This is a genomic window from Kitasatospora sp. NPDC001261 (genome assembly GCF_042896795.1).
Classification (GTDB): Bacteria; Actinomycetota; Actinomycetes; order Streptomycetales; family Streptomycetaceae; genus Kitasatospora.
The window spans coordinates 1-25,911 of the sequence record NZ_JBIAXP010000037.1 but is presented as its reverse complement, the minus strand read 5'-3'; the positions used below and the strand labels follow the sequence as shown (position 1 = coordinate 25,911).

At 74.5% G+C, this 25,911-nt stretch carries 26 protein-coding genes; 12 read left to right on the top strand and 14 right to left on the bottom strand.

What is annotated here, in order from left to right:
- Window positions 1–75 precede the first annotated feature (75 nt).
- Window positions 76–1,785: a cytochrome bc complex cytochrome b subunit gene (locus ACFY4B_RS37130; RefSeq protein WP_387975460.1), complete on the top strand. Its 1,710-nt coding sequence runs from the start codon at window positions 76–78 to the stop codon at window positions 1,783–1,785.
- Here ACFY4B_RS37130 and ACFY4B_RS37125 read toward each other — a convergent pair.
- From ACFY4B_RS37125 to ACFY4B_RS37115, 3 genes are all read right to left on the bottom strand, one after another.
- Window positions 1,751–2,146 (bottom strand): cytochrome c oxidase subunit 4, encoded by a 396-nt coding sequence (locus ACFY4B_RS37125; RefSeq protein ID WP_049660513.1) that lies wholly within the window; start codon window positions 2,144–2,146, stop codon window positions 1,751–1,753. The two genes, ACFY4B_RS37130 and ACFY4B_RS37125, sit on opposite strands and share 35 nt — an antisense overlap.
- Window positions 2,143–3,858 (bottom strand): cytochrome c oxidase subunit I, encoded by a 1,716-nt coding sequence (gene ctaD, locus ACFY4B_RS37120; RefSeq protein ID WP_380742478.1) that lies wholly within the window; start codon window positions 3,856–3,858, stop codon window positions 2,143–2,145. The genes ACFY4B_RS37125 and ctaD overlap by 4 nt, the downstream gene beginning before the upstream one ends.
- A gap of 213 nt (window positions 3,859–4,071) precedes the next feature.
- On the bottom strand, window positions 4,072–4,713 hold the full coding sequence (locus tag ACFY4B_RS37115) for an L-threonylcarbamoyladenylate synthase (RefSeq protein WP_387975457.1): 642 nt from the start codon (window positions 4,711–4,713) through the stop codon (window positions 4,072–4,074).
- 229 nt (window positions 4,714–4,942) lie between these two features.
- On the opposite strand from ACFY4B_RS37115, the gene ACFY4B_RS37110 reads away from it, so the two are divergent.
- Window positions 4,943–5,284 carry a hypothetical protein gene (locus ACFY4B_RS37110; protein ID WP_049660132.1) on the top strand — a complete coding sequence of 114 codons (342 nt, stop codon included), beginning with the start codon at window positions 4,943–4,945 and terminating at the stop codon, window positions 5,282–5,284.
- A 75-nt stretch (window positions 5,285–5,359) separates the two neighbouring features.
- Here the strand turns inward: ACFY4B_RS37110 and ACFY4B_RS37105 are convergent, their stop codons facing one another.
- The 3 genes from ACFY4B_RS37105 to ACFY4B_RS37095 form a co-directional block, all read right to left on the bottom strand.
- A complete protein-coding gene (locus tag ACFY4B_RS37105) occupies window positions 5,360–5,515 on the bottom strand; it encodes a DUF6131 family protein (RefSeq protein ID WP_143204583.1) in 156 nt (51 codons plus the stop codon).
- 167 nt (window positions 5,516–5,682) lie between these two features.
- Complete coding sequence (locus tag ACFY4B_RS37100) at window positions 5,683–7,206, bottom strand: threonine/serine exporter ThrE family protein (RefSeq protein ID WP_387975454.1); 1,524 nt, start codon at window positions 7,204–7,206, stop codon at window positions 5,683–5,685.
- A gap of 248 nt (window positions 7,207–7,454) precedes the next feature.
- Window positions 7,455–8,117 carry a TetR/AcrR family transcriptional regulator gene (locus tag ACFY4B_RS37095; protein ID WP_387824612.1) on the bottom strand — a complete coding sequence of 221 codons (663 nt, stop codon included), beginning with the start codon at window positions 8,115–8,117 and terminating at the stop codon, window positions 7,455–7,457.
- A 177-nt stretch (window positions 8,118–8,294) separates the two neighbouring features.
- Here ACFY4B_RS37095 and ACFY4B_RS37090 point away from each other — a divergent pair, with 177 nt between their 5' ends.
- Together ACFY4B_RS37090 and ACFY4B_RS37085 are read left to right on the top strand one after the other, a co-directional pair.
- Entirely contained in the window at window positions 8,295–8,933 is a 639-nt protein-coding gene (locus ACFY4B_RS37090) for an SRPBCC family protein (RefSeq protein ID WP_387975451.1), read from the top strand.
- A 131-nt stretch (window positions 8,934–9,064) separates the two neighbouring features.
- Complete coding sequence (locus ACFY4B_RS37085) at window positions 9,065–9,238, top strand: CsbD family protein (protein WP_387975448.1); 174 nt, start codon at window positions 9,065–9,067, stop codon at window positions 9,236–9,238.
- Between the two features lie 108 nt (window positions 9,239–9,346).
- On the opposite strand, the gene ACFY4B_RS37080 is transcribed toward ACFY4B_RS37085, so the two are convergent.
- Window positions 9,347–10,750, bottom strand: a complete 1,404-nt coding sequence (locus tag ACFY4B_RS37080) for an FAD-dependent monooxygenase (RefSeq protein WP_387975606.1) — start codon at window positions 10,748–10,750, stop codon at window positions 9,347–9,349.
- Between the two features lie 85 nt (window positions 10,751–10,835).
- Here ACFY4B_RS37080 and ACFY4B_RS37075 point away from each other — a divergent pair, with 85 nt between their 5' ends.
- Window positions 10,836–11,555, top strand: a complete 720-nt coding sequence (locus ACFY4B_RS37075) for a TetR/AcrR family transcriptional regulator C-terminal domain-containing protein (RefSeq protein ID WP_387975445.1) — start codon at window positions 10,836–10,838, stop codon at window positions 11,553–11,555.
- 147 nt (window positions 11,556–11,702) lie between these two features.
- On the opposite strand, the gene ACFY4B_RS37070 is transcribed toward ACFY4B_RS37075, so the two are convergent.
- Entirely contained in the window at window positions 11,703–13,694 is a 1,992-nt protein-coding gene (locus tag ACFY4B_RS37070; RefSeq protein ID WP_387975442.1) for a LamG-like jellyroll fold domain-containing protein, read from the bottom strand.
- Window positions 13,695–13,937: 243 nt separating this feature from the next.
- On the opposite strand from ACFY4B_RS37070, the gene ACFY4B_RS37065 reads away from it, so the two are divergent.
- Together ACFY4B_RS37065 and ACFY4B_RS37060 are read left to right on the top strand one after the other, a co-directional pair.
- Entirely contained in the window at window positions 13,938–14,423 is a 486-nt protein-coding gene (locus tag ACFY4B_RS37065) for a DUF6343 family protein (protein WP_387975439.1), read from the top strand.
- 137 nt (window positions 14,424–14,560) lie between these two features.
- Window positions 14,561–14,785 (top strand): hypothetical protein, encoded by a 225-nt coding sequence (locus ACFY4B_RS37060; protein WP_049656887.1) that lies wholly within the window; start codon window positions 14,561–14,563, stop codon window positions 14,783–14,785.
- A gap of 146 nt (window positions 14,786–14,931) precedes the next feature.
- On the opposite strand, the gene ACFY4B_RS37055 is transcribed toward ACFY4B_RS37060, so the two are convergent.
- The gene (locus ACFY4B_RS37055; RefSeq protein ID WP_049656889.1) at window positions 14,932–15,168 is read right to left on the bottom strand and encodes a DUF6296 family protein; all 237 of its coding nucleotides are present in this window, start codon (window positions 15,166–15,168) and stop codon (window positions 14,932–14,934) included.
- 264 nt (window positions 15,169–15,432) lie between these two features.
- Here ACFY4B_RS37055 and ACFY4B_RS37050 point away from each other — a divergent pair, with 264 nt between their 5' ends.
- Window positions 15,433–16,692 (top strand): AI-2E family transporter, encoded by a 1,260-nt coding sequence (locus ACFY4B_RS37050; protein ID WP_387975603.1) that lies wholly within the window; start codon window positions 15,433–15,435, stop codon window positions 16,690–16,692.
- A 293-nt stretch (window positions 16,693–16,985) separates the two neighbouring features.
- A complete protein-coding gene (locus ACFY4B_RS37045; protein WP_387975436.1) occupies window positions 16,986–17,735 on the top strand; it encodes a sigma 54 modulation/S30EA ribosomal C-terminal domain-containing protein in 750 nt (249 codons plus the stop codon).
- 107 nt (window positions 17,736–17,842) lie between these two features.
- Here the strand turns inward: ACFY4B_RS37045 and lpdA are convergent, their stop codons facing one another.
- Both lpdA and ACFY4B_RS37035 read right to left on the bottom strand, forming a co-directional pair.
- Window positions 17,843–19,249: a dihydrolipoyl dehydrogenase gene (gene lpdA / locus ACFY4B_RS37040; RefSeq protein WP_074003526.1), complete on the bottom strand. Its 1,407-nt coding sequence runs from the start codon at window positions 19,247–19,249 to the stop codon at window positions 17,843–17,845.
- Window positions 19,250–19,515: 266 nt separating this feature from the next.
- The gene (locus ACFY4B_RS37035; RefSeq protein ID WP_387975433.1) at window positions 19,516–21,168 is read right to left on the bottom strand and encodes a M28 family peptidase; all 1,653 of its coding nucleotides are present in this window, start codon (window positions 21,166–21,168) and stop codon (window positions 19,516–19,518) included.
- Window positions 21,169–21,321: 153 nt separating this feature from the next.
- On the opposite strand from ACFY4B_RS37035, the gene ACFY4B_RS37030 reads away from it, so the two are divergent.
- The gene (locus ACFY4B_RS37030; RefSeq protein WP_049656309.1) at window positions 21,322–21,498 is read left to right on the top strand and encodes an antitoxin; all 177 of its coding nucleotides are present in this window, start codon (window positions 21,322–21,324) and stop codon (window positions 21,496–21,498) included.
- 75 nt (window positions 21,499–21,573) lie between these two features.
- Here the strand turns inward: ACFY4B_RS37030 and ACFY4B_RS37025 are convergent, their stop codons facing one another.
- Window positions 21,574–21,729 (bottom strand): hypothetical protein, encoded by a 156-nt coding sequence (locus ACFY4B_RS37025; RefSeq protein ID WP_387975430.1) that lies wholly within the window; start codon window positions 21,727–21,729, stop codon window positions 21,574–21,576.
- 75 nt (window positions 21,730–21,804) lie between these two features.
- On the opposite strand from ACFY4B_RS37025, the gene ACFY4B_RS37020 reads away from it, so the two are divergent.
- A complete protein-coding gene (locus ACFY4B_RS37020) occupies window positions 21,805–22,395 on the top strand; it encodes a TetR/AcrR family transcriptional regulator (protein ID WP_387975427.1) in 591 nt (196 codons plus the stop codon).
- Window positions 22,392–23,897, top strand: a complete 1,506-nt coding sequence (locus ACFY4B_RS37015; protein WP_387975424.1) for an MFS transporter — start codon at window positions 22,392–22,394, stop codon at window positions 23,895–23,897. Before ACFY4B_RS37020 ends, ACFY4B_RS37015 begins: the two co-directional genes overlap by 4 nt.
- 32 nt (window positions 23,898–23,929) lie before the next feature.
- Here the strand turns inward: ACFY4B_RS37015 and ACFY4B_RS37010 are convergent, their stop codons facing one another.
- Both ACFY4B_RS37010 and ACFY4B_RS37005 read right to left on the bottom strand, forming a co-directional pair.
- The gene (locus ACFY4B_RS37010; protein WP_387975421.1) at window positions 23,930–24,457 is read right to left on the bottom strand and encodes a DinB family protein; all 528 of its coding nucleotides are present in this window, start codon (window positions 24,455–24,457) and stop codon (window positions 23,930–23,932) included.
- Window positions 24,408–25,814, bottom strand: coding sequence for an MATE family efflux transporter (locus ACFY4B_RS37005; RefSeq protein ID WP_387975418.1), 1,407 nt, complete (start codon window positions 25,812–25,814; stop codon window positions 24,408–24,410). The genes ACFY4B_RS37010 and ACFY4B_RS37005 overlap by 50 nt, the downstream gene beginning before the upstream one ends.
- Between the last annotated feature and the right edge of the window lie 97 nt (window positions 25,815–25,911).

Here is a 25,911-nt window from a genome sequence, read left to right as displayed (position 1 = left end):
CGCCGTTGGAGTGCTCTGCCGCCGCCGACCGCGCTCGGCCGCCCCGCGTGCCGTACGGCCCACTAGGTTCCTGCCGTGGACGAAACCAGGGCTTCGAACGGGCACCAGCCGTCCGCCGGCGAGCGCCTCACGGCCCGCCTGGACGGGCGGCTGCCGGTCACGGAGGCGGGCCGGGAGCTGCTGCGCAAGGTCTTCCCGGACCACTGGTCGTTCCTGCTCGGCGAACTCGCGCTGTACAGCTTCGTGGTGCTGCTGCTGACCGGCGTCTACCTGACCTTCTTCTTCCGGCCGAGCATGAACGAGGTCGTCTACCAGGGCGCCTACCTGCCGCTCGACGGCGTCCGGGTGTCCGAGGCGTACGCGTCGACCCTGCGGATCAGCTTCGAGGTGCGGGGCGGACTGCTGATCCGTCAGATCCACCACTGGTCGGCGCTGCTGTTCGCCTCGGCGATCGGCGCGCACCTGCTGCGGGTGTTCTTCACCGGGGCGTTCCGCCGCCCGCGCGAGCTCAACTGGGTGATCGGGGTGACGCTGTTCAACCTCGCGCTGCTGGAGGGGTTCTCCGGCTACTCGCTGCCCGACGACACCCTCTCCGGCACCGGCCTGCGGATCGCCGAGGGCGTGCTGCTCTCGGTGCCGCTGGTCGGCACGTACCTCACCCTGTTCGCCTTCGGCGGCGAGTTCCCCGGGCACGACGTCATCCCCCGGCTGTTCACCGTGCACGTCCTGCTGGTCCCCGGCCTGCTGCTGGCCCTGGTCGGGGCGCACCTGACGCTGGTGGTGGTGCTGAAGCACACCCACTGGGCCGCCCCCGGCCGTACCAACCGCAACGTGGTGGGGATGCCGTTCTTCCCCCAGTTCCTGACCCGCACGACGGGCCTGCTGTTCGCGGTGGGCGGCGTGATGGCGCTCTCGGCGTTCCTCGCCGAGGTCAACCCGGTCTGGCGGTACGGCTCCTACCGCCCCGACGTGGTCGGCACGGGCGCGCAGCCGGACTGGTACATCGGCTTCATCGAGGGGGCGTTGCGGCTGATGCCGGCCGCGGAGACCAGGGTGCTCGGGCACACCCTGTCCTGGAACGTGCTGCTGCCCGCCCTGGTGGTGCCCGGCCTGCTGTTCGCGGCGCTGTACGCCTACCCCTTCGTGGAACGGTGGCTCGACCCCGGCACCGGCGAGCACCACCTGTGCGACCGCCCGCGCAACAGGCCCACCCGCACCGCGCTGGGCACCGCCGGGATCACCGTCTACGCGGTGCTGCTGGTCGCCGGCGGCAACGACGTGATCGCGTACACCTTCGGGCTCGACGTCAACGCGCTCACCGTGGTGCTGCGGACGGCGCTGGTCGTGCTGCCGCCGCTGGTCTTCCTGCTCACCCGGCGCCTCTGCCTGGCCCTCCAGGCCCGGGACCGCGACCGGCTGCTGGACGGCGACGAGACCGGCCGGATCGACCAGGCCCAGGACGGCGGCTTCTCCGGCCACCGCCGCCCGCTGCCCGAGGCCGAGCGGTACGTGCTGCTGGCGCGCGCCGAGGCCAAGCCGGTCACCGCCCCGCAGGGGGCGCCGCGGCACGAGCGGGTGCGCGCCGCCGCGAGCTCCTGGTTCCACCGCGACCGGGTCGAACTGCCCGCCACCGCAGGGGAGTCGGAGCGGATGGCGGCCGTCCTCACCGCCCCGGCGCACCCCGCTCCCCCGGCCGTCCCGGCGCCCGGGGCGGGCCCGGGCGGCCCGCTCCGGCGGCTGCTGCGCCGGCTCAGCCCGCGCCGTGGTCGCGGTACTGGAAGATGAAGCCGGCGACGGCGAGCGCGAGCACCAGGGCGCCGACGACGATCAGCCACCGCGCGAACACCAGCCCCAGGGCGAAGACCGTCACGCCGACCGCCGCGAGGACCGGGTAGCCGCTGCGGGCCGGGAAGAACCCCACCGGCCCGGCGGCCTCCGCGATCTCGGCCTCCTCGCGGTCCTGCGCCCGGCCGCCGCCCGACCGCCGGTACTGGACGAACCAGAACAGCGCGACCAGACCGGACATCAGGAACGCCACCGTCAGGATCGCCTTGCCGGCCGGCTCCCGGGCCCAGAGGCCGTAGACCAGCCCGGTCACCGCGAAGAACGCGGTCATCACCGCGAACAGCCACCCCTCCGCCTTCACCGCCCGCTCCCCCGTCCGCCGGTACGGCCGTACGGCACACCGGAGTCGCCGGTCGGCGACTCCGCCGCGGACACCTCCGGATGGTGCAGGTCGAAGGCCGGCGACTCCGAGCGGATCCGGGGCAGCGCGTGGAAGTTGTGCGGCGGCGGCGGGCTGGAGGTGGCCCACTCCAGCGACCGGCCCCAGCCCCACGGGTCGTCCTCGGCGACCTTCTCGCCGTACCTGGTGGTCCGCCAGACGTTGTAGAAGAACGGCAGGTTGGAGACCCCGAGCAGGAACGAGCCGATCGAGGCGCACACGTTCAGGGCCGTGAAGTCGTCCACCGCCAGGTAGCTCGCGTAGCGGCGCGGCATCCCCTGGGCGCCCAGCCAGTGCATCACCAGGAAGGTGGTCTGGAACCCGGTGAACAGGATCCAGAAGTGCGCCTTCCCCAGCCTCTCGTCGAGCATCTTCCCGGTGAGCTTCGGCCACCAGAAGTAGAAGCCCGCGAAGGTCGCGAAGACGACCGTCCCGAACAGCACGTAGTGCAGGTGGGCCACCACGAAGTAGCTGTCGGTGACGTGGAAGTCGATCGGCGGCGCCGCCAGCAGCACCCCGCTCAGCCCGCCGAACAGGAAGGTCACCAGGAAGCCGACCGACCAGAGCATCGGGGTCTCGAAGGAGAGCGAGCCGTTCCACATCGTCCCGACCCAGTTGAAGAACTTCACCCCGGTGGGCACCGCGATGAGGAAGGACATCATCGCGAAGAAGGGCAGCAGCACCTGGCCGGTGGCGAACATGTGGTGCGCCCACACCGACATGGACAGCGCGGTGATGGCGATGGTCGCGCCGACCATCCCGTGGTAGCCGAACAGCGGTTTGCGGCTGAACACCGGGATGATCTCGCTGATGACGCCGAAGAACGGCAGCGCGACGATGTACACCTCCGGGTGGCCGAAGAACCAGAACAGGTGCTGCCACAGCAGCGCCCCGCCGTTCGCCGCGTCGAAGGCGTGCGCGCCGAACTTGCGGTCCGCCTCCAGGCAGAGCAGCGCGGCGGTCAGCACCGGGAAGGCCAGCAGCACCATGACCGAGGTGAACAGCACGTTCCAGGTGAAGACCGGCATCCGGAACAGCGTCATGCCCGGCGCCCGCAGGCAGGTGATGGTGGTGATGAAGTTGACCGCGCCCAGGATGGTGCCGAGGCCGGCCACCACCAGGCCGAACGCCCACAGGTCCCCGCCCGCCCCCGGCGAGAACAGCGGGCCGTTCAGCGGCGCGTAGGCGAACCAGCCGAAGGAGGGCGCGCCCCCGGTGGTGAGGAAGCCGCTCAGCACCGTCAGCCCGCCCAGCAGGAACGCCCAGTAGGTGAAGGCGTTCAGCCGGGGGAAGGCGACGTCCGGCGAGCCGATCTGCAGGGGCATGATCGCGTTGGCGAACCCGGCGAAGGTCGGGGTGGCGAACAGCAGCAGCATGATCGTGCCGTGCATGGTGAACAGCTGGTTGTACCGCTCGTTCGACAGCAGCCCGGTGTCCGGCCCCAGCAGCTGGGCCCGCATCAGCAGCGCGAGCACGCCCCCGACCAGGAAGAAGCCGAAGGCCGTCGCCAGGTAGAGGTTCCCGATGACCTTGTGGTCCGTGGTGAACAGCCAGCGCAGCAGCGTGCTGCCCTGCCGGACCCTCACCCGGGTGCGGTCCCGCGCAGGGGGCGGCGCGGTGGACGAAGCGTTCATGGAACCTCCGCAGCGGAGCCGGTGACGCCCCCGGTCGCGGCGCCGACCCCCTCCCCGGCCCGGCGGAGGGCCCGCCCTCGCACGCCATCGCCGACCCTAGCGGCGGCGGCCCGGGCCGCCGGGGCGCCACGCGGTACGGCCCGTCGACCGGGCGCGGCGCTCCCGCGGACCGGGGCTTCGCTTACGCGGGCCGGGGCTCCGGGGTGTCCGGGCTCAGCGCTCCCGCAGGTCGGGGACCACCTCGCGCAGGCGCTCGGCGCTGATCGCGCCCGCCCGCAGCAGGACCGGCACCTCGCCGGTGATGTCCACGATCGAGGAGGGCACGGCGGCCGCGGTCGGGCCCCCGTCGAGGTAGACGGCCACCGAGTCGCCGAGCATGCCCTGGGCGGCGTCGCAGTCCTGCGGCGAGTCGTGCCCGGTCAGGTTCGCGCTGGAGACGGCCAACGGCCCGGTGGCGTTGAGCAGTTCGATGGCGACCGGGTGCGCGGGCATCCGCACCGCGACCGTCCCGTTGGTCTCGCCGAGGTCCAGCTCGACCGAATCCAGGTGGCGGGCGACCACGGTCAGCCCGCCCGGCCAGAACTCCTTGACCAGGTCCCGCGCGCGCTCCGTCACCTCGACCAGCCCGTCCAGCGCCTCCGGGGAGCCGACCAGCACCGGCGAGGGCATGTTCCGTCCCCGGCCCTTGGCGCGCAGCAGGCGGTCGACGGCCTGCGGTGCGAAGGCGTCCGCGCCCACGCCGTACACGGTGTCCGTGGGCAGGACGACGAGTTCACCGCGGCGCACCGCGGCCACGGCCTCGCGCAGCCCGGCCGCGCGCTCCGACGGGTCCGAGCAGTCAAAACGACGAGTCATCAGGGGTCTCCACCGGCGGGCCGCCGGCCCGCCCCGTTCCTCCGGCCCGGCCACCTCTCCGGCCGGACACGACCTGGTCAGCCTACCCGTCCCGCTCCCGCCGCCCGGCCACGCCCCGGGGTCGCGGTGTGCGGGGCTCCTCGGCCGCCCGGGTGGCTCGGGACAGTGCCGCCGTACCGGGCCGCCTTCCCCGGGGGCGGCCGGTGGCGGGCGGACGTAGGTTGCGCACATGACCAGTGACGAGACGGTCCCGGCCGTGGGAGTGCGTCCGCTGGACGAGGTGTTCGCCGCGATCGACAAGGTCAACCGGCGGCCCCGGCCCTGGACCGGCTTCGAGCACGGCGTGCTCGGCGCCTACCGGTGGGCCGCCGGCGCCCAGGTCGCGGCCCCGGTCACCGCCGCCGCCACGGCCGGCTCCATCGGCCCGTGCCTCGCCCAGCTGCTGGCCGAGTGCCAGGCCGCCGCCGTCCGCCTCCACCTCGTCCGCACCCAGGGGGCGGACCACACCTACGTCCTCGGCGTCCACCGGGCACTGGCCTGGCTCTGCGGGCTGCACGAGGACCGTCCCTGAACGACCGTCCCCGAGCCCGCCGGGCCCGGGGCGTCGAACGGGTGGCGCACGGCGGTGAACAGGGCGCAGTCCCGGTCAGTAGTAGTGGCGGCGGCCGCCGACGGCGTGCCCGAGCGTTCCGGCGAGCCACAGGACCAGACCGACGACGGCCAGCACGATGCCGATGGTCCACAGGATCGAGATTCCGGTGACGAAGCCGATGATGAGCAGGATGACGCCGAGGAGTATCACGAGGGTCTCCCGGGTTGGTGGGTGGCTGTCGGCGGGGGCGGCCCGGTCGGCCCGAACCGGCCGCAGCGGTCGTCCCCGGGGATCGGGGCCCGTCCTGCCCGGCCCGTCTCCACACCCCCCGCGTCTACCGCGCCTCGGCCCGGGCAAACCGCCCCGCCGCTCCCCCGTCAGCGCCGGTGGCGGCCGCCCTGCCGGCGGGGCGGGGCAGCCACCCGGGGCGCGGGCAGGAAGAGCCGGGCCAGCTCGCGGCCCAGGTTGACGCCGATGGCGAGGGCCATCGCCATCGCGGCGGCCCGCCCGATGCCGCTCAGCCCGATCTCGGGCTCGCCCCGGACGAAGGCCAGCATCCCGAAGTACAGCACCGAGCCGGGCAGCAGCGGCCCCAGGGCGGCGGTGATGTGCGGCAGCGCCGAGCTGCCCCGGCAGCGCGCCATGAGCTGGCCGGACAGGCCCACCAGCCCGGCGGCGAGACCGGTGGCCAGGATCGGCTCGCCGCCCGCGTTCACCAGCACCCCGTACGTGGTCCAGCCGGCCGCGCTGTTCAGCAGGACCGCCGGCAGCGTGGCCGGCTCGGTGTTCAGCAGCACCGCGAACGCCAGGGTGAGCAGCACCGCGGCGGCGAGCTGCAGCGGGGGGTTGACCGCCCCGGGCGGGACGTCCTGGGCGGCGAGGTCGGCGCCGTTGTTGACGCCGACGTAGAGCACCGTCATCACCCCGACCACCACGCCGGTCATCAGGTAGACCGCTTCGAGCAGCCGGGCGGCGGCGGTGAGGTAGAAGCCCGCCAGACCGTCCTGGGCCGCCGCCACCATGGGCCACCCCGGCAGCACCGCGAACAGCCCGCCGGTGATCACCACCGATCCGCGCAGGTGCAAACCGTTGAACGAGAGCAGGATGCCGATCACGGCGGCGGGCACCGCCGCCACCACGAACTGGTAGAACGCCGGGAGGTCGTGGCGCGCCACCAGGGCCGAGAAGCGCTCGCCCACCAGCGCGGCGACGACGGCGCTGGCGAACACCAGCCAGGCCCGGGCGTCGGCCCGGCCGCCGATCAGCAGTGTGGCGGCCCCGGCCATCCCGCCGCAGGAGAGCACGAACAGCCGGCCGGAGTACCGGCGGCGGCGACGGCGGGCCGCCACCAGGCGGCCGTGCGCCTCGGGGACGGCCATCCCGCCCACGGCGATCTCGGTGACCAGCCGGAACACCAGGGCCAGCCGCGCGTAGTCGACGGCCGGGCGGCGCACCCAGCACTCGGCGGTCAGCGAGGGCTCCGACGGGCCGGGCTGGTAGGAGATCGCCACCCGGGTGAAGGTCACCTGCGGGTCGCAGGGCTGGACCCGGTAGGCGTGGGCGACGGCGAGCATCGCGGCCTCGACGTCCTCCGCCGCCTCGCCGCTGGCCAGCAGCAGCTCGCCGACCAGCAGCGCGAGGTCCAGCACCCGGGCCGGCTCGACGCCCGTCGGCGGGTCCGCGCCGGCCCCCTCCGGCGCGGGCCGGCGGTCGGCCGTGGGGGTGCGCAGCAGCGGCAGCATCAGGTCGGGCCAGGGAACCGCGGTGCCGTCACCGTCCGGCCCGGGCCGGGCGCCCGCCCCGCGCTTCCCGGACGCGGAGGCCTGGGGCGGCACCCGTTCGGGCCGGGTGGGGTGTCCTTCCGGGCCGGCGGGCGCACCGAGCTGCTCGTGTTCCGTCATCGCGACTCCCTGACCCCACCCCCTCCGCCAACACCGTGCAGCCCTTCAACTACCCGGAGTGACGCTGCGGCGAACGCGCCACACCCGGCACACCCGTACGAACCGGAGCACGACCGGCCGTACACGCCCCAGCGCCCCGCGCGTGCCGACCTCGGGGCGGGGGCCGGCCGGGCCCCGGGGCCCGGTGGCACCGACGGGGCGTGGCCGCGCGACGACGGCGGACAGGCGGCGACCGGGAGGCGGCCGGGTCAGAACCGCGGCGTCAGCAGGCTCGCCAGCTCGGCCTCGAAGAGCAGCCCGGGACGGAAGCCCATGCCGGTGAAGTGTCCGGCGAGCTCCAGGGACAGCACGCCATGCAGACGGGTCCAGAAGGCCAGGAAGCGGTGGAGCACCTCGGGCGGGGCCGGCTGCTCGCCCGCCCAGTCCCGGTGGCCCAGCAGGTGGGTGGTGAACGGCGCCTCCGGGGTGTCCGCTCCGGCCGGGGCGAGCGCCGCGCAGGCGTCGACCAGGGTCCGCATGACCTCGTCGGCGATGGCGGTGGTGTCCTCGGGCGCGCGGTAGCCGGGCACGGGGGTGCCGTAGATCAGGAAGTACCGCTGGGGGTCGGCCAGCGCCCAGTCGCGCAGGGCGTGGGCGAGCCCGGCCAGGTCGGCGCCCTCGGCGGCGGCCGCGCCGAGGGTGTCGGCGAGGCTGCGGTACGCGTCCCGGACGAGCTCGGTGATCAGCTCGTCGCGGCCGGCGAAGTAGCGGTAGAGCGCGGGGCCGCTCATGCCCATCCGCTTGGCGATCGCGTTGACGGAGAGCGCCGAGGCACCGGCCGTGGCGATCTGCTCCCAGGCGTGCGCCTTGACCTCTTCGCGCACCTGGGCCCGGTAGCGCTCGCGCGGAGTGTCCGCGCCCGTCCTCGCCATGGCTCTCGCCCGCTCCCCGCGTCGCCCGACTACATGTTCACGCTTCCGTTAGAAGGTATCACGGGACCTGTTGACGCCCCGGCCCTCGCGGAGTTACAACTTCTAACGAAGGCGTGAGCATCTAGCTCGCAAGGCGTCCGAGCCGTCCCGACGGCCGACCAGTGAATGGGGAGTTCCATGTCCGCCACGCGCAGCTCCACCCGCGGCACCGGCATCCGCACCGCCCTGCTGACCCTCCCGCTCGCCCTCGGGCTGCTCGGCGCCGCCGCCGCGCCGGCCGGGGCCGCCACCGCCCACCGCCCCGGCTCCTCGCTCACCTGCGGCGGGGCGGGCGTCGACCCCGACGCCCGCGTCCGCTACCGGACGGAGGCGGTGATCCACGCACCGCTGCGGACGGTCTGGCGGCTCCAGACCGACGTGGCGCGCTGGCCCGACTGGCAGGCGCCGGTGCGGAGCGCCGAGCGCCTCGACGGCGGCCCACTGCGGCCGGGGTCGGCGTTCCACTGGACCACCCCGCTGCCCCCGAACCCCGCCTCGGCCGACCCCGTCCTGGAGATCACCTCCACCGTCCGGCAGCTGCGGCCCGGCGCCTGCATCCGCTGGACCGGCCCGGCGGTCGCGACCGGGCTGCGGATCGACGGCGTCCACGTGTGGAACTTCACCGAGGTCCCCGGCGGCGTCCTGGTGCGCACCGAGGAGACCCACACCGGCCCCCAGGTCGACGCGAACGTCCCCGCCGCCACCGACATCCTCCGCCAGGGCCTCGAAGGCTGGCTGCACGACCTGAAGACCGCCGCCGAGGCCCGCACCCGGTAGGACCGGCCGGACCGACTCGCCGGACCTGTCCCGACGGACCGACTCGCGGGCCTTGCGCATGGAAGCCCGCGCCCCGGGCAGACGCCGCCCGGGGCGGACCTTCGCCCCGTCGACGAGAGGAGGCACCCGCCATGGGTACCGAGGACAAGCTGCGCAACATGGCGGAGAAGGCCGGCGGCAAGGCCAAGGAAGCGGCCGGGAAGGCCACCGGCGACCGTTCGACCGAGCTCAAGGGCAAGGCCGAGCAGGCGAAGAGCGACCTGAAACAGGCCGTGGAGAAGGTCAAGGACGCGGGCAAGCACTGATCCGGCACCCGGCCGGTCGTCCCCGGACGGCCGCCGGGTGTCCGCGCTTCCACCGCGCCCGGCGAACCGGCGTCGCCGGCCGGCCCGGGCACGGACCCCCGGAGCCCCTCAGGGGGCGAGCAGCCCCTGCCGCCCCGCGTAGGCCGCGAGGCCGTCGGCGGTAGCGCCGGCCCACCCGAGGTAGCCGTCCGGCCGCACCAGGAACACCCCGGTGCCGTACGCCTCGTAGGCCGGGATGCGGACCACCGGGGCGGTGACGGCGGGCAGCGGGGTGTCCGTGCCGACGGTGAGCAGCGTCCAGTGCGGGCCGCGGAAGGCGTCGAACAGCCGGGTGCCGCCCCGGCGGCCGTCGGGGGCGCGGTCGCCGGCCCGCAGCGCGTCCGCCGGGAGGTCCTGGCGGGTCTCCACCGAGAGCGCGGACTCCCGGTAGCCGAGGTCGAGTTGCTGGGTCGCCCGGCCGCGGCGCTGCTCGCCGCGGTGGACCCTGGTGGACAGTTCCAGCATCGCGGCCGCGTTGCCGCGGCGCTCCTCCTGGTAGCTGTCGAGCAGCCCCTCCCCCGCTCGCCCGGTCAGCACCGCGGCCAGCTTCCAGCCCAGGTTGTAGGCGTCCTGGACGCTGGTGTTCAGGCCCTGCCCGCCGGCCGGCGAGTGGACGTGCGCGGCGTCGCCCGCCAGGAAGACCCGGCCCGCGCGGAAGCGGTCGGCGAGCGCGGCACGAGGGCGGAACTCGGAGATCCAGCGCAGTTCGGTGACCTGCTCGGCGGCCAGGTGGGAGCGGGCCGCGACCACCGTGCGCAGCCCGTCGAGGGTGAGGTCGACGGCCGTCCCCTCCGGGAACTGGGCGACCAGCTGGAAGTCCTCGGTGCCGCCGAGCGGGCAGATCGCCAGCATCCCCTCCTCGGAGCCGAACACGTGCCAGTGCTCGCGGTCCAGCCCGTCGATCCGGACGTCCGCGACCAGCATCGGGTCCGGGTCGACGGTCTCGCCGGTCATCCCGATGCCGAGCAGTCGCCGCACCGTCGAGCGGCCGCCGTCCGCCGCGACGACGTACCGCGCCCGGACCGGGCCGCCGGCAACGAACTCGGCGGTCACGCCCTCCTGGTCCTGCGCCAGGCCGACCAGCTCCCGGCCGAACGCGACCTCGCCGCCCAGCTCGCGCAGCCGCCCGTACAGCACCTGCTGGGTGCGCCACTGGGGCAGCATCAGCGCCTCGGTGTACGGCTCGGCCTCGGAGGGCTCGGTCGGGTCGAACATCCGGCGCTCGCCCTGCGGTTCGCCGTCCCGCCAGAACAGGTTGGGCGGGTAGTGCCCGGCGACCGCGCGGACCCGGTCGAGCACGCCGAAGTCGTCGAGCACCTCCAGCGTGCGCGGCTGGAGGCCCTTGCCGCGCGAGCCGGGGAAGAGTTCGGCGCCGCGCTCGACCACCAGCGCGGCGACGCCGTGCCGGGCGAGGTCGAGCGCCAGGGCCAGTCCGGTGGGCCCGGCGCCGATGACCAGGACGTCCGTGTGCATGCCGTGAGAAGCCACGACAACCTCCTTAACGTTGTTAAGTAGCCGTTGCCGACAGCGTGCACTTAACGGCGTTAAACTGTCAACCGTGACCCCCCAGAGAACCCCCAAGCTCGACCGCGGCCAGGTCGTCGACACCGCGCTGGACCTGCTGAACGAGGCCGGCCTGGACGGCCTGACGCTGCGCGCCATCGCCGCCCGGCTCGACGTCAAGGCGCCCGCGCTGTACTGGCACTTCAAGGACAAGCAGGCGCTGCTGGACGAGATGGCGACCGAGATGATGCGCCGCATGACGGCCCGGGCGGCGGCGGACGCGGGCGCCGGGGCGGACGGGGCCGACGCGGCCAGCGGGGCCGACGGGGCCGACGCGGCCGGTCGCGCCCCGGCCCCGGGCGACTGGCGGGAGACCTACCTGCGGACCATGCGCACCCTGCGCGCCGAGCTGCTGCGCTACCGCGACGGCGCGAAGGTCTACAGCGGCTCCCGGTTCACCGACACCGGCTACGCGGCCGAACTGGACACCTGGCTGCGCCTGCTGGTCGAGTCCGGGTTCACCCCGGTGGCCGCCGCCCGGGCCTGGCAGACCGCCTACAGCTACACCATCGGCTACGTCATCGAGGAGCAGGCGATGGGCCCCAACCCCTTCGACGGCGAGGAGGGCTACGACCTGGACGCCCGCGCCGAGCGCCTGGCCGCCCACCCGCTGGCCGCCGAATCGGGCCGGGTGATGTTCCAGGACTTCGACGAGGGCTTCGAGCAGGGCCTGGCGGCGGTGCTCGCCGGGGTCGAGGCCACCCTGCTCGGCTGACGGCTCCGGCGCGGTCGTCCGCCGTCGGCCGTTCGCCGTTTCACCGGTTCGCCGTTTCACCGGTTCACCGCTCGCCGTCCCGGAAACGACCGCACCGCCGGGCCCGTACCAGGGCCCGGCGGTGTCCGTGCCGCGCGGGAGCTCGGGTCAGGCGGTCATGAACTCGCCCACCCGCAGCGCCCGCTTCACGATCCGGACGTCCCCGATGTACCCGTGGAAGACCTTGTCCAGCACCCCCGCGTACGCGTAGCCGCCCAGCATCCACGGCCGTCCCAGCGTGGTCAGCCCGACCGCGGGCGTCGACGGGTTGCGCGCCACCTCGCAGCCGTCGACGTACATCCGGCTGAGCTTCCCGTCGTTGACCACCGCGACGTGCCACCAGTGGTCCAGCGGCAGCTGGTGGCCCCAACAGGTGGACGCCCCGGTCTGGTTGAGCGGGTAGACGCACCACTGGAGGGCCGGCGCCTCGGAGACGCTGAGCGTCGCGACCGGCTCGTCGGCGTCCGTCCCGGGCCCGCTCCTGCCCGCCTCGGCGCTCGTCCCCCAGCGGCTGAGCAGGGCGGACCAGCGGCTCTGCGCGGAGTCCCAGTCGGCGGGCAGCTTGAAGAAGGCCTCGACGGTGAACCCGCGCTCGAAGGTCTCCCGGTTCACCGGCGCGGTGGGCACCGTCTGCAGGTAGCCGCCGCGGACCGGCGAGCGGGTGCCCCTGAACAGCAGGCTGCCGTGGCCCGGCTGGTCCGGGTGGTGCTCGGCGGACCAGCTGAGCGCGCCGTCGGGCGTGCCGGGGGCGCTCTGCCAGAGCAGGTCGTTGCCCTGCCCGCTCAGGTCCTTGACGACCTGCTGCGGGGTGACGGCCGCACCGTCCGCGCCGCCGTTGTCGAACCGCCAGTAGGCCACCGTGTCGCGGACCAGCAGCTCCCCCGCCCGGCGCGCCGGGCGCTGCGGGACGGGTGCGAAGCCGGCGAAGCGGCGCTCGAAGTCGATCGCGAGCGAGAAGCGGTCCACGTCCGAGGTCAGCTCGACGTGCTGGGCCGCCAGCGCGTTGCGCTCCTCGGCCGCGATCTGCTGGATCCACGGCGAGAAGGTCGACACGTCGACGGTGCCGCGGTCGAGGTCGAAGCGGTACGCCCGGATCATCGCCGCACCGCCGTAGTAGCGGTCCTGGTAGTTGGTGATGTGGACGTGCACGTCGTGGCCGGCCCTGTTCCGCAGCACGGTGCGCCCGGGCGGCCAGTAGTGCCCGTTGACGGTCAGGAAGATCTGGTCGTTGCCGTCGATCAGCCGCTCCCAGAGCCGCTTCCCGTTGTCGGACAGCTCGGCGCGGCCGCCGTCGTCGGCGTGCGCCAGGTCGTGGGTGGTCAGGATCACCGGAAGCTTGGGGTTCGCCGCGATCACCCCGTTCGCCCAGGCGAAGCCCGCGTCGGAGAGCCGCCAGTCCAGCGAGAGCACCATCCAGTCGCGGCCCGCCGCCCGGAACACGTGGCAGGTGTTGTAGCCGTCCGGGCTGGAGCCGCGGTAGCCGGAGGTGCGGGCGGCCCTGGCCTTGCTGAAGGTCTCCAGGTACGGGGTGGTGCCGCGCTGGTCGTCGGTCGAGGAGCGGACGTCGTGGTTGCCGGCGAGCACGCCGTAGGCCGCGCCCGCGTCGTCCAGCAGGCCGAACACCTTGGTGACGGCGGCGTACTCGACGGCCAGGCCGTTCTCGGTGACGTCGCCGAGGTGGGCCAGGAAGACGATGTTGTCGTCCGTCCCGTCCTCCCGGTTGACCCCGCCGTCCAGCACGTAGCGGACCGAGGCCTCCAGCGGCGCCGGGTGGATCCGGTCCTGGTCGAACAGGTACTGGGTGTCCGGCATGACCACGACGGTGAACTGCCGGGCGTCCGGGTCGGGCTGCCACCGCCCCTTCCCCTTGCCCTTCTTGGGCGCCTTCACGGCCGCACCCGCAGCGCCCGCCGCCTCGGGTGCGGCCGCCTGCGCCGGCACCGCGCCGAGCAGACCGAGCCCGGCGGTGCCGACCCCCGCGCCCAGCAGACCGGCCCCGCGCAGGAACCGGCGCCGACTGTCCGCGGCCGGCCCCTCGCCGTCGAGGTCGGCCGTCCGCGGGCAGCCGCACTCGTGCTCGGTCGCCTGGTTGTCGTGCATGTTCGCTCCCGGAAGTGGTGTGGGCCCTGACGGTAGGGACCGGGACTGGTCGGAGATCATCGGGCGGGCCATGCCCCGGTGAACAGCGGCCGAATCCGCCGGGCTTCGGGGCCCGGGCGGCGGTGGGCGACGGTGGGCATCGGCGGGCCGGTGCGGGCGGGTGCCCCGCGGGCGTGTGCCGGCGCCGGAACCGGGTAGGCGCGCCGGCGGAACACAACCGGCCGAATCCGTTCGGGGGCCGTCATGGCCGTACGACCCAGCCCAGACCTGCCGCACGCGGGCGGGGCCCGCCGCCGGAGCGGCGAGCGCCACGACTTCCCGCACACCCCGCAGGGCCCCGGCCGGACGATGCCCCAGCTCCGGCCGCAGGAGACGGTGCGCCGGGGCACCGAGCCGGTGACCGCCCGATCGGACCTGGAGCTGCGGCGGGTGCTCTCCCGGGTCTTCCTCCTCCTGTTCCTCGGCGGGGCGGTGGCGTTCGCCGTACTGGCCGCGCTGGCCGGCCCGGGCCCCGCACCCAACCAGGGGACCTACGCCTTCTTCGCCGCCCTGTGCGCCGGGTTCGCCGGCATCACCGCGCTCGACCTGCTGGTGATCCGGCGCCGCCTGGCCGCCGGCCAGGGCCGCGACCGGGCGGGCGGCCCGGGGAGCACAGACTCGGGGACCACGGCCTCGGGAATCAGGCCTCCGGGGCCTCCAGGACACCCGGGCCCCGACCGGCGGGACTGAGCGTGCGGCCCCCGACCGTCGCCCGCCCAACCGTCACCGGCGCCTCAACCATCCCACCGGGTCTGGCCCGGTGGCCGTTCGGCAGACCGCGGGTTTGCATGGAGTCACCGAGCCCCCAGCGATCCGGAGGTAGCGCCGTGTACGAGATGTGGGCCGAGCACGACCCGGCGGTCTCCCCACCCGCCGTGGTGTGGCACGTGGTGGCCAAGGACGACGCGAGTTCCTCGCTGTGCGGGCGGTTCCTGGAGCCCTCCCAGCGCGTCGTCCCGGTGGGCGACGGCGCCGGTGCGGCCGGGCCGGACCGGTACTGCGACCCCTGCCTGGTCACCGTGCGCGAGGCCTTGGCCGCCAGCGCTCGGTGACCTTGTCGTTGCGACCTCCGCCCTCCGTCGCCTTCCTCTTCCTCTCGACACGCGTCGTGGCCGTGTGCGCACGGCCGCCTGCCCACGACCACGCGCTCACGGCCCACGTGCTCACGACGACGCGCTCTCGGTTCACGACGAGGTGCTCACGGCAGCGGCACCGCCATCAGGCAGGGGTGCCGACTGCCCGTTGTGGGAGCCGCCAGGACGGTGGCCACCCCGCCGGTGATCTCCACCCGAAGGTCGCCGTCCGAGCTCTCCCAGACCAGGCCCCCGCCGGGACCGACGGCCTGCGTCTCGTACACGACGACGACGGACGGTGGAGCGTGCCCGCCGATCGGGCCGGGGAGCGTCACCGCGTAGCGGCGCGTGAGGCTTTTCATCTCGGCCTCCTTCTCCCCCCTCCCTGCGCCATGGATTCTCCCCTCATCCGGCCGCTTGTACACGGAGGACCATTGCCCTTCCCGGGGCGACCGGCGCCGTTCCCGTGTCTGCCCGGGCCCGGTGCGCCCGCACAGCGACGCGGCCGACATGCCGCTGTCCGGGTGACGGGACCCGGCGGCGCCGCAGGGCGAACCGTCGCGGTATGGGTCATCGTGACGTGAGAGGACGACACCCGGCCGAGCCCGAGGAGACCGCCCGTGGGAGTGAACGGCGCCGGACCGGACCGGCGGCCCGTGCCGCTGGGCAGCCGCCGCCCCCGGGTGTCGGCGCGCCGGACCCGGGCGGGGGCTCAGGGCCCGGGCCCCGACCCGTATCCGCCCGGGGAGCACGTCCCCTCCGGACTGCGGACGACGGCCGGGTACACCTGGCGGCTGGTGCTGCTCGGGCTCGCCGCCTACCTGGTTGTCGGCGTCCTCGCCCGGCTCGAACTGCCGGTCGTCGCACTGTTCGTGGCGCTGGTGATCACCTCCGTGCTGCGCCCGCCGGTCGACCTGCTGGCCCGCGGCATGCCGCGCTCGCTCGCCGTCCTGGTCGTCCTCCTCTGCGCCCTCGCGGTCGTCGGCGGGGTGCTGGCGCTGGTCGGCACCACCGTCGCCGACGAGTGGGGCCGGCTGGGCAACGAACTGCGCGGCGGCCTCTCCCGGATCGACCACTGGCTCACCGGCGCCCCCTTCCACCTGCGGCCCGGCACCGTCACCGACCTGCGGGCCAAGATCGGCGCGTTCGTCTCGGCCCACCGCTCCACCCTGCTCAGCACCGCGCTGAGCGGCGCCGGCCGGATCGTCGAGCTGGTCACCGGGCTGGCCCTCGCGGTGTTCTGCTCGGTGTTCTTCCTCCACTCCGGCGACCGGATGTGGACCTGGGCGCAGCGGCAGCTGCCGGTCCGGAGCCGTTCGGCCTGGGACCGCGCCGGCCGCGCCGCCTGGCTCACCTTCGCGGGCTACACCCGGGGTGTGCTGATCGTGGCGGCCTCCAACGCGGTGCTGGTGGGCATCGCGCTGGCGATCCTGCGGGTGCCGCTGGTCCTGCCGCTGATGGTGCTGGAGTTCGCGGCGACCCTCATCCCGCTGATCGGTTCCCCGATCGCCCTGGCGGTCGCCGCCGTGGTCGCGCTCGCCGCCCGGGGGCCGGTGATCGCGCTGCTGGTGCTCGCGCTGATCGTGGTCATCGGCCAGATCGAGGGGCATCTGCTGCATCCGCTGGTGCTCAGCTGGTCCGTCCGCATCCACCCGGTGGTGATCGCGGTGTCGGTGGCCGGCGGCGCGGTGCTGGCGGGGGTCCTGGGCGCGGTGGTGGCGGTGCCGGTGGTGTCGGTCGGCTGGGCGGTGCTCGGCGAGCTGCGCACCCGCGGCACGCCCGGCCTCCCGGGGGCGCGGGCCGCTGCGGCGAGCGACCAGCCCGGCCGCGGAGCGGACCGGGGTCGGCGCCCGGAACCGGGTGGGGGCGGCCGGCCCGGCGAGTGAGGGCGCCGCGCCTGTTCGTCACAGGCCCGGCTCGTCGTCGGGCTCCCGGTCCGCTGTCAGCAGCCGCCACCGCAACACGCCGCGCTCCCCCGTAGCGGCGCCCACCGGCCGAGGCTCGGTGCCTCTCCCGTCCCGTTCACCGGCGCGTACTCCGGCGGCACGGGTCGCCCTCCCCACCGCCCGGCTGGTCCGCCCGGCCCCCCGCAGTGGGGCCGTTGGGCCCTGGCCGCGCGGCCGGGGGCCCGGGATCCTGGTCGCCGGTATGCGCCGGCTGGGAGTGGAAGGGCCTGGGGATGGGCGAGTTGGTCACGGTGAGGGCGTTCGAGGGGCTGACCGGCGAGGTCCTGGCCGAGACGCGGGCCCGGGTGGCCGCCGCGGCGGCGGCTCCGGGGGTGGGGACGCTGGTGGAGGCCCTGCGGGTCCGGCTCGCGGCCGTCGCCGGGGGCGTGCTGGCGCAGGTGAACGCCGAGGTGGACGGTCGGCGGATCCGCGTCCAGGAGGCCGCGGCCGGGCTGGGCGACTCCATCGACCAGGTGAGCGACGCGCTGCGCGGCAGGATCAGGGCCGTCACCGGGGCCTGGGCGCCGCGCCCCTGGCCGGGCCACCGTGCGCCGGACTCCGGTGGGCCGGCCTCCGACGGGCCGGGCGGCGGGGCCGTCCGCGAGCTCCGGGTGGTCCGGCGCAAGGAGCCCTCGCTGGTGTGGTGCTCGCCGGCGGCCGCCGCCCGGACCATGGACGCGATGGACTACGACATCCACCTGTTCACCGATCCGGCGACCGAGACCGACGCCGTGGTCTACCGGGTCGGGCCGACCGGCTACCGCCTCGCCCGTACCGTCCCCGCCGGACCGGCCGGCCGCCGGACCTCGCCGATCACCCTCAGCCCGTACGGCGCGCCCCGGCTGACGGAGGCGCAGGCCGTCGACCGGCTGGCGGGCGCGGAGCTGCCGTTCCTGTTCTTCGCCCACCCGGTCAGCGGCCGGGGCCGGGTGCTCTACCGCCGCTTCGACGGCCGGCTCGGCCTGATCGCCGGGCACGCCTGACGGCCACGGGGCCCTTTCCAGCACCCCTGGCCCTTGGGCGGAACCGCGCCGCGCCCCCGCCGAGCGGTCGCTCGACGGGGGCGCGGCGTGCGCTCGGGGAGGGCGCGTCACATGTTGATCATGTGACCGGCGAGGCCGTGGATGGCCTCCTTGACCGCCTCGCCCAGGGTCGGGTGGGCGTGCACGTTGCGGGCGACCTCGTGGACGGTCAGGTCCCACTGCTGGGCCAGCGTCAGCTCCGGCAGCAGCTCCGTGACCTCGGGGCCGATCAGGTGGGCGCCGAGCAGCTCGCCGTGGGTGCTGTCGCTGATGACCTTGACGAAGCCGATCGGGTGGCCGAGCCCGTGCGCCTTGCCGTTGGCGGTGAACGGGAACTTGGCGACCTTGACGTCGTAGCCCAGGTCGCGGGCCTGCGCCTCGGTGTAGCCGAAGGAGGCGATCTGCGGCTGGCAGTAGGTGGCGCGCGGGATCATGGCGAAGTCGACCTCCATGGTCTCCGCCCCGCCGATGGTCTCGGCGGCGATCACGGCCATCGTCTCGGCGGCGTGCGCGAGCATCAGCTTGGCGGTCACGTCGCCGATCGCGAAGATGTGCTCGACGCTGGTGCGGCCGCGGCCGTCCACCGCGATGGCGTTGCGGTCGGTGAGCTTGACCCCGGTGTTCTCCAGGCCGTAGCCGTTGACCCGCGGCGCGAAGCCGATCGCCTGGAGCACCTTGTCGGCCTCCAGCACCTGCTGCTGGCCGTCCTTGGTGACGGTGACCCGGACCTTGGCGTTCGGGTCGCTGTCGTCGATCGACTCGACCCGGGTGGAGGTCAGCACCTCGATGCCCAGCTTTCGGTACTGCTTGGCGAGTTCGGTGGAGACCTCGACGTCCTCCAGCGGCACCACGCGGTCCAGGAACTCGACGATGGTGACCTTCACGCCGTAGTTGTGCAGCACGTAGGCGAACTCGACGCCGATCGCGCCGGCGCCCGCGATGATGATGCTCTCCGGCAGCTGCTCGGTGAGGATCTGCTCCTCGTAGGTGACCACGCGGTCGCTCAGGCTGGTGCCGGGCAGCAGGCGGGTGGTGGCACCGGCGGCGATGACGCAGTGGTCGAAGGTGACGACGTCGAAGCCGCCGCCGCTGAGCGCCACCTGGAGGGTGTGGTCGTCGACGAAGGTGCCCCAGCCGTCGTACTCGGTGATGCCGTTCTTCTTCATCAGGTAGTGGACGCCCTTGACCCGGCCGTCGGCCACCGACCGGCTGCGCCGGAAGGCCTCGCCGAAGTCGAAGGTCACCTGGCCCTCGACCTTGATGCCGAAGGTCTTGGCCTCCTTGGTGAAGATGTGGGCGAGCTCGGCGTTGCGCAGCAGGGCCTTGGAGGGGATGCAGCCGACGTTGAGGCAGACGCCGCCCCAGTACTTGGCCTCGATGACCGCGACCTTCAGCCCCAGCTGGGCCGAACGGACGGCGGCGGTGTAGCCGCCCGGGCCCGCGCCGAGGACGACGACGTCGTAGTGCGTGCTCATGTTGCTGACTCCTCCGAGGGTGTCACGGTGTCGTGATCTCGGTCCCATGGTGTCAGGACCGTGCTCGGCGCACCCACCGGGTCTCGGCGGATGCGCCCCGCGCGGCACCGTACCGGCCCGCGGCCGGATTTGTCAGCGGTCTCCGCTACGGTGACGGCACCCGTGGCCACCAGGGGCGATGACGGAGGGAGGTCCCGGATGGAGCAGTCGCGTACGGCGGTCGGGTGGGCCCGCCGGCCAGGGGTGGCGGTGGGCCCACCCGGGCGTCAGGCCGCCACGCCGTGGGAGCGGTCGCCGTTGGTGCCGCCGATACCCGTCGCGCCGGCGCCGGGCGCCGCCTTCGCGGCCGGGCGCTGGGCCGGGACGGGCCGGTGCAGCGAGGAGAGGTCCCAGGCGTAGGTGCCGACGGCGTTCGCGATCACGTCGATGTTGACGTCGAAGGCACCCATGTCGATGTTGCCCAGGTTGTCGCAGGCCTTGTGGTAGCACGGGTCGTACGCGACGCCGGCCGTACCGCCGTAACGGGCCGCCTGCTCAGGGGACTTGACCTTCTCGGCACCGGTGTCGGTACCACCGGCCGGGATGCCCGCGTCGATGAACGGACCGTAGTCGGAGCGGCCGTCGAAGGCGGTCGGGTCGTGCGGCAGGCCCCGGCCCTCCAGGTAGCCGTTGATGTCCCGCTCCAGCTGGGCCGAGCCCTCGGGGCCCGCGTCCCCGCCGGCGCTGCCGGAGCCGTTGTAGACGAACTGCGCGTAGTTGGGGGACGCGATCATGTCGAAGTTGAGGTAGAGGCTGATCTTCTTCTTCTCCGCGTCGGAGAGGGAGGTCACATACTTCTCGGCACCCTTGAGGCCGAACTCCTCGGCCGACCACCAGGCGAACCTGACCTTGTTCTTCACCGGGTGGACGCTGAGGTTCTTCGCGACCTCCAGGATTCCGGCCGTGCCGGAGCCGTTGTCGTTGATGCCCGGCCCCTCGGGGACGGAGTCGAGGTGCGCGCCGACCATCACGGTGTGGTTCGGGTCGCCGCCGCGGGTCTCGGCGATGACGTTCCAGGTCTTGCGCTGCTCCATGAAGGTGCGGATGTCCAGGGTCACCCGGACGGGCCCGACGGCGGCCTGGGCGGCCAGCGCCTCGCCCGCGGCCTCGGTGATCCCGCCGGTCGGGATCCTCCCCGCCGTCGGCTCGCTGAGCGTCCCGTTGAGGCTGCCCTCGGTGTTGTTGTAGATGATCGCCCCGGCCGCCCCCGCGCCGGCCGCGGCGGCCTGCTTCTCGGCGAAGCTGCACCCGCCGCGCCGGATCAGGGCGATCCTGCCGGTGAAGGCGCCCGCCGGGTAGTCGGCGGGCGTGCAGCCGGTGGTGGCGCCGACCGGAGCGACCGCCAGGTCCGCGGTCAGACCCGCCTCCGGACCGCTCACCGAGTACGTCATGGCGATCACCGGCACCGGCTCGGCCTTCGGGGAGACCACGTCGAGGTGCTCGGAGCGGGCCTCGAAGTAGGTGTAGACGAACTCCTGCTTGGACACGTTGAGTCCGGCCCGCCGCGCCTGCTCGTAGACGTACTGCGCGGACTGGTCGTGCCCCTTCGAACCGGCCGGCCGGGTACCGCCGTTGCGGTCCGCGATCAGCTGGAGCGCGGCCAGCGTGGCCCGGGCGTCCCGGGCGCTGCTCGCCTCGACCAGCCGGGAGGCCAGCTTGGCGCCCTTGCGCGCCGGGTCCGGGTCGGCCGAGGCGCTGCCGGCGCCAGCCAGCAGCAGCGGGGCGACCAGGGCGGCGACGGTCAGGGCGGCGCCCGCGCTCCGCCGGGTGGCGGCGGTTCGCGGGCGTCCCGGGGAGGTGGTGCGGTCGTACGGGGTGGAACGGGCGGGCGAGGAGGTGGAACGGTCGAGCGGCGAGGTGGAGCGACGGGTGCGCAGCATCAGGGCGACTCCTTCCGACGGGCCGTGAGGGTCATGATTGGACATGATCGGAATCCCGTTGCCAAGCCTTTACGCACACCTTGCGGGATGCGGACCGCAGCGCACGCGGCGATATTGGAGGGGTGGGGGCGTCTCATCCAGGAGTGTGACCAGATGTCCATGATGGATAAGCTCAAGAGCCTGCTGAAGGGCCACGAGGACCAGGCCGACAAGGCCGTCGACAAGGCGGGCGACGCCGTCGACCAGCGCACCGAGGGCAAGTACAGCGGGCAGGTCGACGCCGCCCAGGAGCAGCTCAAGAACCAGTTCCGCGACCAGCCGCCCCAGTAGCGGCGGCTCCGCGGGGCGCCGGCCCGGCTGACCCCGGCCGGGCCGGGGTCGGTCTCAGTCGCCTGACCCGTCGCCCTACGCGTCGTCCTGCGCGTCCGCACCGTCCGTGCCGTCCGCGCCGCAGTTCTCGCAGCTGCCCGGGCCGGTCCGCTCGCGCAGCCGTCCGCACTCCGGGCACACCCGGCCCAGCCAGCAGGCCGGCTCGCCGCCTTCGTCCACGTGATCGGTCACGCGATCGATTCTGCCCGGGCTTCGGTGCGACCGCGAGTAGACACTGTCTACGCCCGGCTGGTAGACAGTGTCCTCATGACCGAACAGGAGCAGGACCTGCGGGCCCGACTGGTGGCCGCCGGCGTCGAGTTGGTGGCCGAGGGCGGCGTCCAGGCGCTCGGCCTGCGCGAGATCGCCCGCCGCGCCGGGGTCTCGCACGGCGCGCCCCGCCGCTACTTCCCCACCCACCGCGAACTCCTCGCCGCCATCGCCCAACAGGGCTTCGGCAGGCTCACCGACACCCTCGCGGGCGCCGACGCCCTCACCGCCGCCACCGGCGCCGACGCGCGCACCCGCCTCGACGCGCTCGCCCGCGCCTACCTCGGCTTCGCGGCCGCCAACCCCGGCATGTTCGAGCTGATGTTCCGTCACGACCTGCTGGAGGGCAGCGGAATCGAACTCCGTCGCACCACCCTGCCGCTGTTCCTCACCTTCGTCGGCCTGGTCACCGAGGTGCACCCGCAGTCCGACGATCCGGCCGCCGCCACCGCCGCCCTCTGGTCCAACCTGCACGGCCTCGCCCAACTGCGCACCTGGGGCAGCCTGCGCCTCATCACCGGCGACGACTCCGTCGAGCCACTGCTGCGCGCCACACTGGACGCCCACCTCGGCCCCTCCACCCCGTGAACCCGCCACGGCACCACCGGGGGCTCGTCCTGGCCGCGAGCATCACCGGCGCCGTCCTGGTCGCCGTCGACGGCACCGCTCTGACCGTCGCCCGACCGGCCCTCCAGCACGACCTGCACGCCTCCGTCGCCGCCGTCCAGTGGGCCAGCACCGGCTACCTGGTCACCGTCGCCGCCCTGCTGGTCTTCGCCGGCCGCCTCGGCGACCGGTACGGGCACCGGCGGGTCTTCGCGCTCGGCGTGACCGGCTTCGCCGCCGCCTCGCTCGGGATCGCCGTCGCGCCCGGCATCGGCTGGGTCGTCGCGCTGCGCGTCCTGCAGGGCGCGGCCGGCGCGCTGCTGCAACCGGCCACCCTGGGCATGCTGCGGGCCGCCTGGCCCGCCGACCGCCTGGCCGGCCCGATCGCGATCCGCACCGCCGCCATCGGGCTCGCGGCGGCGGCCGGACCGCTGGTCGGCGGCGCACTGACCGCGCACCTCGGCTGGCGGTCGGTCTTCCTGCTGGGCCTGCTGCCCGCCGCGGCCGCCCTCCTGGCGGCCCTCGCGGTACCGGCCGGAGCCGGATCGCCCGACACCCGATCCCCGGCCGCCGGGCGCGGCAACCGGCACGGCAGCGAGCACGACGGCCGTCACGGCAGCGGGCTCGACCTGCCCGGCGCGGCCCTGCTCGCACTCGCGCTGGCCCTCCTGGTGCAGAGCCTGGTGACGCTGCCGGACACCGGCCGACCGGCCGTTCCACTGCTCGGCCTCACCGCGGCCGGAGTCCTCGCCCTCGTCCTGGTACGCCACGAACGCCGGACCGCCGACCCCCTGCTGCCGCCCGCGCTGCTCCGCTCCACGGCCGTCGCGCCGCCCCTCGTCGTCCTGCTCGCCGCCTCCGCCGCGCTCCAGGGAACGCTCTTCCCGGCCACCTACTACCTCCAGGACGTACTCGGGCTCGACCCCCTGCGGAGCGCCCTGCGGGCGGTGCCGCTCGCGGTGACGATGATCCTCGCGGCGCCCGGTTCCGCCTGGCTGGCGAAACGTCACGGCGAGCGGGCGGTGGTGCTGCCGGGAATGGCCCTGATCACCACGGGAGCGCTGCTCACGGCACTTCTCGGCACCGGCACCGGCACCGGCACCGGCACCGGCACCGGGACGCTCGCGATCGGCGGCTGCTTCGCGCTGCTCGGCACCGGCTTCGGTGCGGTGATGGCCACCGCCACCACGATGGTGGTCCGGGGCGCGGCCGCCGCCCGGGCCGGGGTCGCGGGCGGCCTGCAGCAGACCGTGCTGAACATCGGCCCGGCGCTGGGCATCGCCCTGGCCACCGCCGCCGGCCGTACGGACCCCGGCGCTGCGCTCGCGCCGTCCGCGCTGACCATGGCGGCGGTGGTCGGCGCGGGGACGCTGGTCGCCGCGCGGCTAACCGGACGGGCGGCCGGACCGACGGCCGGTGGGGCTGCCGACCGGGCTGCCGGTCCGGCGTCGGGCGCGCGGCCGGAGTCCGCCGGCCGGCGCTGAGCAACGCCCGTGCCGTCAGACCCCGGTTTGGTTCACACCCCGGTGGCGCCGTCGACGGACTCCCGGAGCAGGTCGGCGTGGCCGTTGTGGCGGGCGTACTCCTCGATCAGGTGCACCAGGATCCAGCGCAGCGAGACGCTGTCCGCGCCGATCACCGCGGCGACCTGCGGGGAGAGCGGGCCGGCCGCCTCCAGCGGCTTGTCCGCGGTCAGCTCCCGGCCCCGGTCGACCTCCGCCTGCCAGTCCCGCAGCGCCTCGGCCATCCCGCGCTCCGGGGCCAGCCCGTAGCCGTCGGCGTTGTCCGCGCCGTACACCGGCGGGACGTCCTGCCCGGCGAACACCCGCTGGTACCAGGTGCGTTCGACCTCGGCGAGGTGCTGAACCAGGCCCAGCAGGGTCATCGTGGACGGTGGGACGGACGCCAGTCGCACCTGGTGGTCGTCGAGGCCGTCGGCCTTCCGGGCGAGCGTGGCCCGCTGGAAGTCCAACCAGTTCTCCAGCGTGGTGCGTTCATCGGTGTGCGGGGGCGGGATCGGCCGCCCGTCCGGGGTGTGTGCCATGGCCCCCACCCTGGCACACACCACCGACAGTCCCCCGCGGACTCCGCGACCGTGTCAGTGTGGCGAGCAGCGCGAGCTGCACGGCCGCGCCCACCGCAGGCCCGAGCCACACCCCCGACACCCCCAGCGGCCCGGACAGGGCCGCCGAGGCGGCGAGTTGGGTCCCGAGACCGAGCAGGACGGAGACCACCAGCGGGCGTCCGGCGCCCGCCGCCTGGTGCACTCCGCCGACCGCCACCACCAGCGCGTACGGCAGCAGGTAGAGGGCCGCCGAGCGCAGGAAGCCGACGGACTGCGCGGCCACCGCCCGGTCCTCGGTGAAGAGCGCGGTCAGCGGCACGGCGAGCGTGACGGCGAGCAGCGCCGCCACCCCACCGAGCAGCGCGGCGAGGCGTCCGGTGGCACGGCGCAGGGTGTGCAGCGCGGCGACCTCTCCCGCACCGGTCAGCCGTGCCGCCTCGATCGCGGCGGCCTGGCGCAGCGCGTAGAAGGCCATGGTGGCGACGAGCAGGACGCGGTAGCCGAGGCCGTAGCCGGCCACCGCCGCGACGCCGAAGCCCGCGACCAGGCCGAGTTGGGCGGTTCCGACGGCCATCCGGGCGGTGAAGTCCAGACCGAACGGTGCGCCCGCGCGCAGGATCCGTACCGCCGCCGCGCCCGCTCCCCCGGTGCCGCCGGGGTCCTGCGGCCGCGGTTCCTCGCGTCTCACCGGCTTCCGTAGTCGCCGCCGTCGCCGCACTCGCAGGGTGACGGCGAGGGCGATCGCCCGGGAGAGGACCAGGGCCAGGGCGGCGCCCGGCACGCCGAGGGCGGGCAGCGGCCCCGGGCCGAGGATCAGCAGGGGGTCGAGGAGGAGCAGCAGCGCGTTGGAGAGCAGGGCGATCCGCATCGGGGTGCGGGTGTCGCCCGCGCCCTTGAACAGCTCGTCGGCGACGCGCTGGCCGACGAAGAGCGCGAAGGCCGGGAACGCGACGGCGAGGTAACCGGCGGCCTGTTCGGCGGCTTCGCCGTCCAGGAAGGCGCCTGCCAGCCGGTCGCGCAGCAGGAAGCCGGGGACGGCGAGCGCCGCGCTGACGGCGGCACAGAGCCGCCAGGCCGCGCGGGTGGTCCGGGCGGCTTCGGCGTGGTCGCCGGCACCGAGGGCGTGGGAGAGCCTGACGCTGGTACCGGAGGCGACCACCAGGACCAGGCCGAGCAGCAGGTTCTCGACGGTGCCGACCAGGGTGACGGCGGCGACCGCGGCCCCGCCGAGACCGGCCACCCAGAGGGCCCCGATCACCGAGGCGATCACCCCGGACAGCAGCTCCGCGTAGACGGGTACCGCCAATGCCGTGAGTCGGCGCAACTGGCCGCGCATGCCCTTCCATACCTTTCTTCGTGGGATCGTTCTGGTCATTCGTAAGATCAGGGCACCCAGGGATGCCGGGTGTGGCTGTCATGTCATTGCCGCGTCC